The 14,295-nt window shown below is 42.3% G+C and carries 13 protein-coding genes; 1 reads left to right on the forward strand and 12 read right to left on the reverse strand.

Annotation, left to right across the window (positions count from 1 at the left end):
* Positions 1-414 precede the first annotated feature (414 nt).
* Positions 415-1,539: a tRNA 2-thiouridine(34) synthase MnmA gene (mnmA, locus tag FC98_RS08475; protein WP_008855503.1), complete on the reverse strand. Its 1,125-nt coding sequence runs from the start codon at positions 1,537-1,539 to the stop codon at positions 415-417.
* Between the two features lie 116 nt (positions 1,540-1,655).
* The gene (locus FC98_RS08480) at positions 1,656-2,690 is read right to left on the reverse strand and encodes a branched-chain amino acid aminotransferase (RefSeq protein WP_040470733.1); all 1,035 of its coding nucleotides are present in this window, start codon (positions 2,688-2,690) and stop codon (positions 1,656-1,658) included.
* A 517-nt stretch (positions 2,691-3,207) separates the two neighbouring features.
* Here FC98_RS08480 and FC98_RS08485 point away from each other — a divergent pair.
* On the forward strand, positions 3,208-3,951 hold the full coding sequence (locus FC98_RS08485; protein WP_008855501.1) for an SDR family NAD(P)-dependent oxidoreductase: 744 nt from the start codon (positions 3,208-3,210) through the stop codon (positions 3,949-3,951).
* Between the two features lie 141 nt (positions 3,952-4,092).
* On the opposite strand, the gene FC98_RS08490 is transcribed toward FC98_RS08485, so the two are convergent.
* The 10 genes from FC98_RS08490 to ileS all read right to left on the reverse strand — a co-directional run bounded on the left by FC98_RS08490 (position 4,093) and on the right by ileS (position 14,069).
* Positions 4,093-5,118 carry a branched-chain amino acid aminotransferase gene (locus FC98_RS08490; protein WP_008855500.1) on the reverse strand — a complete coding sequence of 342 codons (1,026 nt, stop codon included), beginning with the start codon at positions 5,116-5,118 and terminating at the stop codon, positions 4,093-4,095.
* A 288-nt stretch (positions 5,119-5,406) separates the two neighbouring features.
* Positions 5,407-6,093 carry a matrixin family metalloprotease gene (locus tag FC98_RS08495; protein ID WP_008855499.1) on the reverse strand — a complete coding sequence of 229 codons (687 nt, stop codon included), beginning with the start codon at positions 6,091-6,093 and terminating at the stop codon, positions 5,407-5,409.
* Positions 6,077-6,646 carry a CvpA family protein gene (locus FC98_RS08500; protein ID WP_008855498.1) on the reverse strand — a complete coding sequence of 190 codons (570 nt, stop codon included), beginning with the start codon at positions 6,644-6,646 and terminating at the stop codon, positions 6,077-6,079. Before FC98_RS08500 ends, FC98_RS08495 begins: the two co-directional genes overlap by 17 nt.
* Before the next feature lie 271 nt (positions 6,647-6,917).
* Entirely contained in the window at positions 6,918-7,262 is a 345-nt protein-coding gene (locus FC98_RS08510; protein ID WP_008855496.1) for a DUF1831 domain-containing protein, read from the reverse strand.
* Positions 7,262-8,425, reverse strand: coding sequence for a cysteine desulfurase family protein (locus FC98_RS08515; protein ID WP_040470729.1), 1,164 nt, complete (start codon positions 8,423-8,425; stop codon positions 7,262-7,264). The genes FC98_RS08510 and FC98_RS08515 overlap by 1 nt, the downstream gene beginning before the upstream one ends.
* 5 nt (positions 8,426-8,430) lie before the next feature.
* On the reverse strand, positions 8,431-9,132 hold the full coding sequence (locus FC98_RS08520; RefSeq protein WP_008855494.1) for a 5'-methylthioadenosine/adenosylhomocysteine nucleosidase: 702 nt from the start codon (positions 9,130-9,132) through the stop codon (positions 8,431-8,433).
* Between the two features lie 10 nt (positions 9,133-9,142).
* Positions 9,143-9,451: a hypothetical protein gene (locus FC98_RS08525; protein ID WP_040470727.1), complete on the reverse strand. Its 309-nt coding sequence runs from the start codon at positions 9,449-9,451 to the stop codon at positions 9,143-9,145.
* Positions 9,452-9,462: 11 nt separating this feature from the next.
* Entirely contained in the window at positions 9,463-10,005 is a 543-nt protein-coding gene (locus FC98_RS08530; protein ID WP_008855492.1) for an NUDIX hydrolase, read from the reverse strand.
* Positions 10,006-10,066: 61 nt separating this feature from the next.
* On the reverse strand, positions 10,067-10,282 hold the full coding sequence (locus tag FC98_RS08535; RefSeq protein WP_054655061.1) for a cold-shock protein: 216 nt from the start codon (positions 10,280-10,282) through the stop codon (positions 10,067-10,069).
* Between the two features lie 979 nt (positions 10,283-11,261).
* On the reverse strand, positions 11,262-14,069 hold the full coding sequence (gene ileS, locus FC98_RS08540) for an isoleucine--tRNA ligase (RefSeq protein ID WP_008855490.1): 2,808 nt from the start codon (positions 14,067-14,069) through the stop codon (positions 11,262-11,264).
* Positions 14,070-14,295 lie beyond the last annotated feature (226 nt).

Genomic DNA, 14,295 nt, shown 5'->3' on the forward strand with positions numbered 1-14,295 from the left:
CCCCCGTGGCTTTAGTTAAATTAAAACGCGCAAAGTATCTCAATATGTAAAAAGCACCTGAAAAATCCAGTCTGAGGATTTTTCAGGTGCTTTCTTTGTGCCTGTTTTTAAAATGACACTTTCACATTTCTTAGATTAAGGCCGCTTCGCAAAGCAGAAAGCTGTGCGTAAGCAGCTCAAGCAAAAATCCCCAAAGCCCAGGGATTTCTGAATTTTTTTCAACATTGTGGAAACGTGCTACACCAAGCAGAAATCTCCCGAATTGCTTAGTGGTTGTTCTAGGCTATATTGATTAGGACCGCTCCGCAAAGCAGAAGCCTGCACCTAAGCCCACTTGCTCAAAAATCCAAAACCAGGATTTCTGACCAAGCAAGCTTAGGCTCCGGCTTCTAACCGCTTTGCTACGCTCACTCTCTATACATATTGCAATTCCTCCGCCTGCTTATAAGCGGCATCAATAATTGCTGAACCTAGACACTCGTCACCATCATAAAATACAACAGCTTGGCCTGGGGTGATTGCACGCACTGGCGCATCAAAATCAACTCTGACTGACTGGCCGTCATCACTAATATGCACGGTCACGCCAGTATCCTTTTGACGATACCGGAACTTAGCGGTGCAGTGGAAATCTTTTCCGCGATCAAGGTTGTTAACCCAATGAATATCTGATGCTTCCAGGTAATCTGCATATAACAATGGATTGTGATAACCCTTGCCCACGTATAAAATATTCTGCTTTAAATCTTTGCCAACGACGAACCAAGGCTGGTTATCAACGCCATCGCCACCAATTCCTAAGCCACGGCGCTGACCAATTGTGTAATACATTAAGCCATCATGATTGCCCTTGACTTCGCCATCGACAGTCATCATCTTACCAGGCGTTGCTGGTAGATAATGACCTAAGAAGTTCTTGAAGTTTTTTTCACCAATAAAGCAAATCCCAACTGAATCTTTCTTATCAGCAGTTGCTAAACCAGCCTCTCGAGCAATCTTTCGAACATCTGGCTTAACCATATTACCAATTGGGAACATGACCCGGTCAAGTTGGTCAGCTGAAAGTTGACTCAAAAAGTAGGTCTGATCCTTGTTGCCATCACTTGCCCGCAACAGATGATTATGACCGTCAGCATCACGAGTTAGCTGCGCATAGTGCCCAGTTGCAATGTAGTCGGCACCCAATTCCAACGCATAATCTAAGAACGCCTTGAACTTGATTTCCTTATTACAAATCACATCTGGATCGGGAGTTCTACCCTTTTTATACTCGTCTAAGAAATATGTGAACACGCGGTCCCAATATTCTTTTTCAAAGTTAACCGAGTAGTATGGGATGCCGATCGTATTAGCGACTTTAGCAACGTCTTTATAGTCTTCAGTTGCCGTACAAACGCCGTTTTCATCAGTATCATCCCAGTTCTTCATGAAAACGCCAATGACATCGTATCCCTGTTGCTTGAGCAGATAGGCGACGACCGATGAGTCAACGCCTCCGCTCATACCAACAACAACCCGAGTTTGACTGTTGTCTTGCATAAAACCACCATCATTTCAATTAGATTCTGGAGAATCCACGAGTTGAAGGTCGTAATTTCCAGTAAACTTTATACTAACGCATTCTTGAAATGATTACCACAAATAATAAGTAGAAATTAATCCACCCTTTGAATCCAACCTTCTGGCGCCTCAACATCCCCAAACTGGATCCCAGTTAATTCATCATATAACTTACGGGTAATTGGGCCAACCTCAGTCTCACTATAAAAGACATGCAGCTGATCCTGATACTCAATTCCGCCAATTGGTGCGATCACCGCAGCCGTTCCCATAGCACCCGCTTCGGTGAACCGATCAAGATCGTCAATAAACACATCCCCTTCAATTGGCTTAAGCCCTAGGCGATGTTCAGCTAACCATAGTAACGAGTATTTTGTGATACTTGGTAAAATTGACTCTGATTTAGGCGTCACGAATTCGCCCGCCTGGGTAATCCCAAAGAAGTTAGCCGATCCTGCCTCCTCAATTTTCGTATGGGTCGCTGGATCGAGGTAGATCACATCGGAGTAACCAGCTTGATGAGCTTCGTCACCAGGTAGCAAACTGCCACCATAGTTACCGCCTACCTTACTTTGACCCGTTCCGTGAGGTGCTGCCCGATCGTAATAAGAAGTCGTAAAGTTAGTCGGCTTTAAGCCACCTTTGTAATAAGCCCCAACCGGCATCGCAAAAATGGTGAAAATATATTCAGAAGCCGGGTGAACCCCAATGTTGCCACCAACACCAATTAAGAGTGGCCGCAAATAAAGGGTTGCCCCAGTCCCATATGGCGGAACGTAATCCGCGTTTGCCTTAACAACTTCTTTAACAGCATTAATAAATTTATCTTCAGGAAATGGTGGCATTAATAATCGCTGACTGCTCCTAGTCATTCGTTTTGCGTTTTGATCTGGTCGAAATAGTTGAATGCTACCATCCTTAGTTCGATAGGCCTTTAAGCCCTCAAAGTCGGCTTGACCGTAATGCAACGAGGTCGAGCCTTCGTTAATGTGTAACGTGGCATCTTCGCTGAGTTCTCCATCATCCCACTTGCCATTTTGATAATGAGCTAAAAACCGATAAGGCAGGTCCATATAGTCAAATCCAAGGTTATTCCAGTCAATTTCTGAAGCGGGTTTTGCTTTTGCCATAAGTAATTCCTCCTTGAGTGAACGGAACAAAGCTGTTAGAAGCTGTCCTAAAAGTAAAGTAAGTGGAGCAAAGCGATTAGAAATCGGCGCGTAAGCCTCCTCTAACAGAAATTCCGAGCTGAAATTTTTGTTAGGAGGGCTTACGTGCTGATCCCTGCTTTGCGCAACGATCCTAATAAAGTAAGCCGATCCAGGCAATTGACCCATCGTATAAATCTCCGAGAACGGAAATCCCGGTTTGAGAATTTCTGCCCAAGGGACTTACCCATAGATTTCTGCCTGAGGGGCGCCGTTCAACACATCAACATTAATTTGATCTAATCAATTTTTAATATTTTAAGGGTTTCAAGAGATACTGTCAACTAGAATTACCCAACTTGGATCAAACAACTATCTTGGAAATAATTTGTCTTATAAAACTATAAGTGCATTTGATTGTTAAACCATCTGAAAGCGATTACAATGCAGTTGTAATTAGGTGTGGTTGGATCTCAATTATTGAAAGGACGGATTCATCATGGCACGTTTTGATAACAAAGTTGCAATTGTCACTGGTGGGGCTTCAGGAATTGGATTAGCAACCGTTAAACAATTTTTAAGCGAAGGCGCTAAGGTTGCTGTCGGTGATTTCTCAGATAAGGGCCAAGAAATTGTCGATGGCTTAAATACAAATGACAACGCGTTATTTGTAAAAACCGACGTCACCAACGAGGACCAAATCAAAAATTTGATCAACAAAACCGTTGAAAAATTTGGCAAACTCGATGTCATGTTCGCAAATGCCGGAATCTTAAACGATGGCGATATCACTGACCTCGAGCTCAAAAGATGGCAGCGAACCATTGATATTAACCTTACAGGAATTTACTTAGCCGATAAATATGCCCTAGAACAGATGCTTAAGCAGGGCAAAGGCGGCGCAATTGTCAATACGGGTTCCATTCACAGTTTGGTCGCAATGCCAAGTATCACGGCCTATGGTGCAGCTAAGGGTGGCGTTAAAATTTTGACTCAGACTTTAGCTGCCACTTATGCTAAACAAGGCGTCCGGGTCAATGCAATTGCTCCTGGATACATCGACACCCCGCTTCTCAATGCCGTTAATCCTGGACTCAAAGAACGACTGACAAAGCTTCACCCGCTTGGACGGCTAGGGAAGCCCGAAGAAATTGCGAAAGCAGTTGCCTTTTTGGCTAGTGATGACGCTTCATTTATTGTTGGCGACACCATGGTTATTGATGGTGGTTACACTTCTGTTTAATCTATTTATTCTTTAAACGACAAAAACATGGCGTGATTAAGCAAATCAATCCCTAATCACGCCATGTTTTTGTAATCCACTAAAATCTAGTTGTTTTTACTATTGGTACCCTGATACTCAACATCACCGAAGTATCCATACCTAGTCGACTTTCTCTACCCAGCCATACTTATCCTCAGCGTCACCCTCTTGGATACCATATAAGCTATCGTAAAGTTTTTGAGTCACAGGACCCGGTTCTGTTTCACTATAGAACACGTGCTTTTTACCATTGTTGGTCAATGAACCAACTGGTGAAATAACCGCAGCCGTCCCCATTGCGCCTGCTTCCGTGAATTCATCAAGATCATTAACATCAATGTGGGTTTCAGTTGGATCTAATCCCAGATCCTTAGCAATCGTCAAGATCGACTTCTTCGTAATTGACGGTAGGATGGAATCGGATTTTGGTGTGTAGAATTTACCATCCTTGCCGATTGCATAAAAGTTAGCCCCGCCAAACTCATCAATATATTTATGTTGTCTAGGGTCGAGATATAATTCACCAGCAAAGCCGGCATCATGGGCCTCTTTACCTGGTAATAAACTCCCGGCATAGTTCCCAGCTGTTTTTGCCTGCCCAGTTCCAGCATATGCGGCCCGATCGTATTGGCTGACAACGTATGGCATCGGATGCAATCCCTTAATATAGGCACCAACCGGGGTTGCATAAATATGAAACGTGTACGTACTTGATGGTGAAACCCCCACAACTGGTTCGGTTCCAATCATAAACGGCCGAATATACAATGAACCACCAGATCCATAAGGTGGGACAAAATCTTCATTCACCTTCACAACTTCCTTAACGGCGGCAACAAATTTATCTTCTGGATAAGTTTGCATGACTAACCGTTTAGCCGAGTTATTCAACCGTTTTGCGTTCATGTCCGGTCGGAATAAATTAATACTGCCGTCCTTGGTTCGATAAGCCTTCATTCCTTCAAAGACCTCTTGACCATAATGAAGTTCTTCAGCCCCTTCAGATAACGTCAGCGTTGATTCAGTCGTTAAGCCACCGTTTTGCCACTTGCCGTCCTTAAACTCCTCATTGTAACTGTAAGGTAAGTCCCTGTACTCAAATCCTAAGTTTTTCCAGTCAAGGTCTTTAATGTCTTGTTTTGCCATATACCAGTATCCTCCTTAAAAATATTAATTAGATGATAACCGAATCATTAAGTAGGGTCTCTTCGGATCAATTATGTAAGAAATCGGCACCTTGAATCGTCAGCGATCGGCTAATTCATTTGGTCATTACTTATCCGTTTATCATCATATCTTAATTAGCTTCTAATTTATCTCTTTTAAAAACGCGTGTCAATACAGAATTTGAATTTAAGGATTTTGAAGATCAAATTAAAGCATCGTTAACATCCCACTGTCAAAGAACTTTGCGGGAATGTTAACGATGCTTTCTTAATCATGGTGCCGATAAATTTTTCTTAACGTTGCCAAATCATCTGAAGACAAAGTTGTTTTGCCTTGATCGACTGGAAACATGATTGAGCTTCTCTTTAAACTATGATCCAGCCCCAGAACATGACCAATTTCATGCATCGCCACGGAAAGGCGGACACTAAGTTGTGGATATTCAATATTGAGCCCAGCTCGTCCCTGGTTCAAATCATCGTGATGTGCCCCAATCAATGGGTAAATTTTAGGACCACCAAGTCCAAGTTCCACGGCACTACTTTGAGCAGATACCCGCTTGCGGTAAACATAAAAGGTCATTTCATTAGCGTGGTGGTTATCATGATTGGCAAGTGGCAAGATTTTAACAATCCCAGTTTGATTATACTTTTCAACCGCTTCAGCAAAGACCCTTCTTGCCTCGACTGGCACGTCCTTTTCAAATCGATAATAATAGTGGTTAGAAAGCTGACGGTCTGCCACAATTCCCTCGATCGGCGTACCCCTGCTAGTACTTGATTCGGTTTGCCGGGTAAGGGTGGCTGTTTTTTGGAGGTGGCTGATGAGCATTGCCGGCATGTCCACCGCATTGGTGATTTGTTTGCCAATTGTTTTCATTGCATCCGGTTGAACAAATACGTTAATGGTTAAAGCAACGACAATGACCGCCACCAGCCTATTTAGCCATTTCATCAGTAGCCACCCCCACCTCAAGTACTGCTAAATTCTGTTTTGAAGCGCTATGAGTTATCAAATGTTTTGCCTGCCATTTTGAGATGATTGGCGTCTTTTTGACGATGGTTTGTGAAATTGATGACTCACGATATTGATTTTGAACCCAAGATATTGGAAAGACAATCAAGATATTCAAAACAAAGAAGATAACCAAATACCTTGTTACCATCCCCATCAAAGACCCCAATAGTTCATCACCGAGATGAAGCCCGGGCACCCGCGTGAGGCCATTCAAGTGTTTTCCGATTTTTACGTACACAACCTGGGTAAGCGAAAACAAGCAAATGAACGCCACCATGTCGATCACGTAAACCCATTGGATTGCTAATTTGATTTGCAAACCATTAATGGCCCGAACAATCAAATTACCAAGGTCTTGAAAATAATACATCGCCACAATAAATGCCAATATAAGCGACCCCGCCTGAACGGTTTGTTTGATAAAACCAATTCGAAAACCACCTACGAGACCACTAACTAGTAATAAAACAACAATTATATCTAAAATCATTAGAATCCCTTCAAAATTGACGTTACTAACAAAAATGGTTGTTAAAGTTTATCATATTCAACCTTACTTTGGGACCAATCTGACTCAGTTTAATAGATCCTTAGTATCATTTGAAACTCAAGTTCTGAAAAAAGAGACTGATGCTTTTAACCCAAAAATTCAAGCCAATGTCACAACTATCCTAAATTTGGAATAATTGTGACATTGGCTTGAATTATAGAATTACTATCTTTTTCCTGATCCAATTGATCAAAAAGTTAGTGGGTTGAACTTAGTCGACTCGCTTGATGACATCGCGGTCAATTAAATTATTAATAATAAAATTATATTGTTCAACACTGTCCGCAGTAGCAGTATCATTAAAAATATTAATCTTCTTTAGCCCGTTACCAGTAGTAACCGACATCCGAAAGCCATCCAAGTCCTTTGAAACCATCATCTTAAACTTGTAACCAGCATTATAAGGTGAATTAGGATCAAGTGAACGATCCAGCGAAAAATTTCCCGCCTTCGTTTCAATAAAGCCCAGGTCCTTTAAGGTATATCGTTTAATCCCATCACTAATCTGGTACGTCTGTGAATCACCATTTGCTTGAGCAGTCTTTGAAAATGCCATTACAGCTTCACCCCCTTATTCTTTACCCGACCAGCAATTTGAGTGATCGCGGCAACTAATTTATCCACTTCAGCAGACGTATTATAACGGCCAAAACTAATCCGAATTGACTCACTAATTCGCGGACTGTCTTTACCATACATCGCAACGAGGACATGGGAGGGTTCAATACTGCCGGCGGTACAAGCTGACCCACCCGAAACAGCAATTCCAGCGAGATCAAGGTTTGTCTGCATTACATACGTTGAAATTCCTTTGAGCCAGATATTGAACACATGGTTCAAATTGTGCTCACTGATTTCACCGTTTACTTCAAAATCAATACCATTAGCGGTCAATTTATCCGCAATGGCTCTTTTGAACTTGAAATACTTTTCTTGCCGACGTGCCTTTTCTTCTTCAGTAATTGCTTCGACTGCTTTACCAAAACCGGCAATTGCGGGCACGTTTTCCGTTCCAGCCCGCCGTTTTTCTTCTTGATCGCCGCCCTTTACAAAGCTTGGGAAGTTAATCCCATTACGCTTATAAAGAAAACCAATCATCTTAGGCCCATTAATTTTATGAGCCGACGTTGATAACATATCAATATGATCTTTTTGCACATCAATTGGCAGCAATCCATACGCCTGAACCGCATCGGTATGGAACCATGCCTGATGATCCTTTAGAATGTCGCCGATTTCGTGAATGGGCATTACTGAACCAACCTCATTATTGCCCATCATAATTGAAACTAGGATGGTCTGATCATCCAGCGCTGCTTTAAAATCATCTAAAGAGATGTTTCCGTGCTCATCAACTGGTAGATAGGTAATCTTAAAGCCCATCTTTTCAAGTGCTTCACAGGTCTTTAAAACCGCCTCATGTTCAATGGCGGTCGTAATGATGTGTTTGCCTAATGACTGCCGGGCAATCGCTGTTTGCATAATCGCAGTATTATCACTCTCTGACCCACCGCTGGTAAAAATAATATCGTCCGGGTCCGCGTTGATGCTTTTGGCAATTATTTCGCGGGCGTTTTCCATCACGGCACGGGCTTTTCGTCCCAAACCATACAACGTTGAGGCATTGCCATAAACATTTTTAAACTTATCCATCAACTCCGCGTATACTTCATCAGAAACCCGCGTTGTTGCGGCGTTATCGAAATAAATTTCGTTCAAGGGTTTCACTCCTTTAGTAACTCGTTCTTAAAGAAATCAATTAACATTTGGCCAGACTGTTTGCCGGCACTTACGATAAATTGGTCAAAATTAACGTTGGCATTCTCATCACCAACATCAGACATTGCCCGAATAACAACGTATGGAACATCGTTCTCATAAGCAACTTGACCAACGGCAGCCCCTTCCATCTCTGAGCAGAGGGCATCAGGGAAATTCTTTTTGATTTCTGCGATTACCTTCGGATCTGCCACAAATTGATCACCTGAAACAACCAGGCCACGATGAGTTACTACGTTATTATCCTTAGCTGCTTGGAGAATTTTGTCGGCCAATTGGCGATCAGCTGGGAATCTGGCTGGAAAGTTGGGTAATTGCCCCATTTCATAACCAGCCGCGGTTACGTCAACATCATGATAAGCCGTTTCAGATGATACCACCACGTCTCCAATTGAGAGTCCTTCACCAATGCCACCAGCAGACCCTGAGTTAATAACTGAATCAACCTTAAAGTGATCGATCAAGATAGCGGCCGTAATCCCTGCCTGCACCTTTCCGATCCCTGATTTAACGATGACTAATTTTTGGTGATGAATCTGACCAATGAAAAAGTCGTTATTACCATAATGTTCGGTGCTACCATTGTCGAGGGCCTCTTTTAAGATGGCCAGTTCCTCATCCATTGCACATATTATTCCGTAAGCCATAAAGTTCTCCTTAATTGACGAAAAATAAGACCAAATAGACGATTAAAATTAGGAACAACAATACTGAAATTGTCCAATTGAGTCGTCGATTAGTTTTTTTCCATCTAAATGTTTTAAAATCATCCGTGAGTTCAGCCGATTGAGGTTCATCAGGAACATCCTGGTTGTAATCTTGCTGATGTTCCTTGGCATACTGTCGCTCAACTTGAACCCGACGTTTATCACGTTGTTTGAAATCATCATCTTGCTGCTGCTTTAATTTTCGATACTGCTCTCGCGTCAACGCTTTTGAGTCTTTTTGATTATCATCAGTTGCCAATAAGTGATCACCTACTTTTGCATGAGTTGCCAATGTTGAATCGCCATGATTGTTTTGGCATCTTCAATCTCACCGTTTTCAATCATCTCAATGGCTTCATCAAGCGATTTCTTAAGAATTTCCAAGAATTCACCCTTATCACGGGGAAGCTCATCCTTAACCGGTTCAAGATCTTCAGCCAGATAGAGCTGCATATATTCATCTGAAAAGCCAACTGATGAGTAAAAGCCACATAATCGTTTAACGGTTTGCGGAACGTAACGAATCTCTTCATTTAGTTCACGGATAACCGCATGATGAAAGTTATTATCCCGACTATCAACCTTACCAGCCGGAATTTCAATCGTCGTCTTACCAATAGGTGCCCGCCACTGCTTTTCAAGAATGATCTTATTATCATGGGTTAACGCTAAAACCCCCACGGCACCAGAATGATGGACAATTTCTCGAAATGCTTCTTGGCCGTTGGGTAAGCGGACCGTTTGCTTTTCGACATTGATAATTGCACCATCGTAAATTTTTTTGGAATCAATTACGTGTTCGACAAAGTTCAAAAAATCACCTTATTTTGTTTAATGATCTAATTTTACAAACATTTATGAACGAATGCAATTATCATTCCTGTTCTTCAATGACATGAGCTTTCGCTGCTTGAGGACCTTTTTGCCCCTCAACAACGACATACTCAATTTGGGCCCCAATCTGAATTGTGCCGTATTGGTCTTCTGGAAATGCGTTTTTAAAGAAAAACAGATCGTCATCGCCATTATTTTGAGTAATAAACCCAAACGCATTTCTTGGACTGTAAGTTTTAATTTTCCCTTTTAGCAAAATGGTTCCTCCTTAAATGAGTGAGCGGATCCAGGCGGTTAGAAGTCGGAGTATAAGTCTCCTCGGGTAGGAATTCCCGGTTCTGGAATTTTTACCCGAGGTGCTTATACGCAGACTTCTGCCTGGAGGAGCTGTCCTAATATGAGTGAGCGGCGCAAAGCGGTTAGAGATCGGAGTGTAAGTCTCCTCTAACAAAAATCCCTGGTTTTGAGATTTTTGTTAGAGGTGCTTACATGCAAATTCCTGCTTTGCACAGCTGTCCTAATAAAGTGAGCGGATCCAGGCGGTTAGAAGTCGGAGTATAAGTCTCCTTGGGTAGAAATTCCTGGTTCTGGAATTTTTACCCGAGGTGCTTATACGCAGACTTCTGCCTGGAGGAGCTGTCCTAATAAGAGTGAGCGGCGCAAAGCGGTTAGAGATCGGAGTGTAAGTCTCCTCTAACAAAAATCCCTGGTTTTGAGATTTTTGTTAGAGGTGCTTACATGCAAATTCCTGCTTTGCACAGCTGTCCTAATAAAGTGAGCGGATCCAGGCGGTTAGAAGTCGGAGTATAAGTCTCCTTGGGTAGAAATTCCTGGTTCTGGAATTTTTACCCGAGGTGCTTATACGCAGACTTCTGCCTGGAGGAGCTGTCCTAATAAAGTGAGCGGAACAAAGCGGTTAGAGATCGGAGTGTAAGTCTCCTATCGAGGAAATTCCTGGTTTGGGGGAATTTTTGTCGGAGGTGCTTACGTGGAAGTTTCTGCTTTTGCACAGCTGTCCTAGTAAAGTGAGCGGATCCAGACTTCTGCCTGGAGAAGCGGTCCTAAAATAACTGAGCGGATCCCAAGCATCAGTCTCCGCAAAAATGAGGCTAAGACAATTTAATTGTCACTAGCCTCATTTTACAGGTTAACTATGAAATTTGAAATAGATTTTAACAAAGGGGAATTGATATCCCAAATTGACTCTTCTGATGCAGTCAATTTCTAGATCCCCATTATTTTTCTTCAAAGCCTTCTGTTGCCGTCTCTGGGAACTGACTGCGAACAATTTCAGCACATGATTGACAGAACGTTGGGTAATCAGTATCGGCACCAACATCAGTCTTAGTTAAACGACAGCGTTCACAAACCTTCCCGGCCGCTTTTTCAACTAATAACGCAAGGCCATCACTGTCAAACTTAGTACTGTTATCTGGTGCATCGGTGAAGTCCTTAACTTCTAACTGTGACACCATCAAAACAGTTGCCAAATCAGTATGGAGGCTATCTAACAACTCACTCACTTCAGAAGTTGCGTAAATTGTCAGTTTAGCTTCTGAAGACTTACCGATTTGTTTAGCATCCCGGGCGCCTTCAAGAACCTTCAAAACGTCATCCCGATATTTCATAAAGGTGGTCCAGTTTGCGAGAATCGCTGCATCATTATCAAAATGCTTTGGCTCTGGAATGTCGGTTAACTGAACAAATTCCTCTGGTTCAGTTAAGAATGGCCAGATCTCTTCAGCCGTATGTGGTAATACTGGCGTCATTAATTTCGTTAACGTAACGGCAGCCTCATACATAACCGTTTGCATTGAGCGGCGTTTATGACCATCCTTACGATCAATATAGACGATGTCTTTGGCAACATCCAAGTAAAACGCAGAGAGGTCGGTTGCAATAAAGCTAATTAATTTCTTGTTCAAATCTAGAAAGTCATATTTTTCATAACAATCGCGAGCTTCAGCCAAGAACTGATTCAATAAGACCATCATGTATTGGTCTTGAGTCTCCAATTGATCAAAAGCCACCTGATCCTTCTTTGGATCAAAATCAGAGATGTTGGCTAACAAGTAACGCATTGTGTTTCGAATCTTCTTATAAGAGTCGGAAACCTTCACAAAGTTTTCGGTACTAACCCGGACATCGGCGGACGTATCAACCGAAGTAACCCATAGACGAACAATTTCAGCTCCCATTTTCTTGATAACATCAATTGGGGCAATCGTGTTTCCTAATGACTTACTCATCTTATGTCCCTGACCATCAAGTGTAAATCCTTGTGAAAGGACTTGTTTGTAGGGTGCTTTATTTGAAACCGCAACGCTTGTAATCAAGCTAGAGTTAAACCAACCACGATACTGATCAGAGCCTTCCAAATACATATCGGCTGGATAAGTAAGATCGTCACGTTCTTCTAGAACCCCTTGATGGGAAGATCCAGAGTCAAACCAAACATCCATAATGTCATTTTCTTTGGTAAACTTGCCATTTGGTGAATGTTCGCTCTTAAAGCCATCAGGAAGCAACTCCTTGGCTTCTTTTTCAAACCAGATATCAGAACCATACTTCTCGAACAAGTCAGCGACGTGATTAATGGTTTCTTCGGTAATAATTGCCTCACCGTCTTCACCGTAGAAGATTGGCAATGGAACTCCCCAAACCCGTTGTCTGGAAATAACCCAATCGCCACGGTTCTTAATCATGTTAGCAAGTCGAACTTTTCCCCAATCAGGGAAGAACTCAACATCGTCGAGTGATTTAAGAATATCGTCTTTGATCTTGTCAACGGAAGCAAACCATTGTGGCGTTGCTCGGAAGATAATTGGCTTCTTAGTTCGCCAGTCGAATGGATAACTATGTTTAAGCGGCATATACCGTAGCAACAAGTTAGCATCTTTTAATTTGTCTAAAGCAATCTTGTTAGCGTCATCGTAAAAGACACCCGCAAAGTCCTTACCAGACTCCTTAGTCAAATATCCCTTATCATCAACGGGGGCGAAGATATCTAGACCGTACTTACGGCCGATATTAAAGTCATCTTCCCCATAACCAGGAGCCGTATGAACTAATCCAGTTCCCTCTTCTAGGTCAACGAAATCACCCAACATCGTGAGTAATTTGCGGCTATGATCAAATGGATGTTCAGCAAGAACCCCTTCAAGTTCTTGACCCTTCACCGTCTTTAGGGTTTTAACATCCTGCCACCCAACTAATTCAGCAACTTTATTAACCAGTTCACTGGCAATCACAAAATGCCGGGTTTCGCCTTCAGGTTGAACAACGGAATAGTCAAAACCAGCATCAACCGTAATACCCTCTGATGCGGGAATCGTCCAAGGAGTCGTGGTCCAAACAACCATATAAGTATCGTTGTTATCCAAAACACCCTTACCGTCAACAACTTTTTCACCATAAAAGGCTGTTGGTGATGTGACGTCGTGATACTCAACTTCAGCCTCAGCCAATGCAGATTCTGACGACCATGACCAGTAGACGGGCTTCTTGCCTTTATAAATCAATCCTCGTTTAGCAAATGCACCAAATACTCGAATTTCTTGGGCTTCAAACTCAGGTTTCAGGGTCAAATACGGATTATCCCAGTCACCGGATACGCCTAATCGTCTAAATTCAGCTTTCTGTCGTTCTACTTGTTTTAAAGCGTAATCACGACATAGTTTCCGAAATTCATTGGTTGACATTTTCTTACGGTCATAGCCAGCTTGTGTCAGCTTTTGTTCGATTGGCAAACCATGCGTATCCCACCCAGGAACGTAGGGAGCCCGAAACCCGGTCATTGATTTATACCGAACAATGATATCCTTTGAAATTTTATTCATTGCGTGACCCATATGAATGTCGCCGTTCGCATATGGTGGGCCATCATGAAGAATAAAGGTTGGTTTGCCTTGATTTAATTTTTGCCTCTGTTGATAAACATGATTATCATCCCATGCCTTTTGACGATCAACTTCCTTTACTGGGAGATTACCACGCATTTTAAATTTTGTTTTACCTAAGTTTAATGTGTCTTTTACCCGCATTGTTTGACTTCCCTTCTTGTTGTTGGTTATCAGAATAATGAGCTGATGGATGGTTGGAAAATGAGGTGTTGGAAGTGAATCTCTTTCGAGCAGGAACCTGCACCTAAGTTGCTTTAGCTAAAAATTCAAAATCAGGATTTCTGGTCTTCCTTGGCAACCTAGTGGAAACGTGCTTCCCCAAGCAGAGACTTGCATCTAAGTTGCTTCAGCCAAAAATCCAAACCCA

The organism is Lentilactobacillus kisonensis DSM 19906 = JCM 15041, assembly GCF_001434135.1.
GTDB lineage: Bacteria > Bacillota > Bacilli > Lactobacillales > Lactobacillaceae > Lentilactobacillus > Lentilactobacillus kisonensis.

What these genes read in the sequence shown, in the direction of transcription:
- mnmA (WP_008855503.1), bottom strand. Translation starts at nt 1,539, where the DNA reads ATGCAAGACAACAGTCAAACTCGGGTTGTTGTTGGTATGAGCGGAGGC.
- FC98_RS08480 (WP_040470733.1), bottom strand. Translation starts at nt 2,690, where the DNA reads ATGGCAAAAGCAAAACCCGCTTCAGAAATTGACTGGAATAACCTTGGA.
- FC98_RS08485 (WP_008855501.1), top strand. Translation starts at nt 3,208, where the DNA reads ATGGCACGTTTTGATAACAAAGTTGCAATTGTCACTGGTGGGGCTTCA.
- FC98_RS08490 (WP_008855500.1), bottom strand. Translation starts at nt 5,118, where the DNA reads ATGGCAAAACAAGACATTAAAGACCTTGACTGGAAAAACTTAGGATTT.
- FC98_RS08495 (WP_008855499.1), bottom strand. Translation starts at nt 6,093, where the DNA reads ATGAAATGGCTAAATAGGCTGGTGGCGGTCATTGTCGTTGCTTTAACC.
- FC98_RS08500 (WP_008855498.1), bottom strand. Translation starts at nt 6,646, where the DNA reads ATGATTTTAGATATAATTGTTGTTTTATTACTAGTTAGTGGTCTCGTA.
- FC98_RS08510 (WP_008855496.1), bottom strand. Translation starts at nt 7,262, where the DNA reads ATGGCATTTTCAAAGACTGCTCAAGCAAATGGTGATTCACAGACGTAC.
- FC98_RS08520 (WP_008855494.1), bottom strand. Translation starts at nt 9,132, where the DNA reads ATGGCTTACGGAATAATATGTGCAATGGATGAGGAACTGGCCATCTTA.
- ileS (WP_008855490.1), bottom strand. Translation starts at nt 14,069, where the DNA reads ATGCGGGTAAAAGACACATTAAACTTAGGTAAAACAAAATTTAAAATG.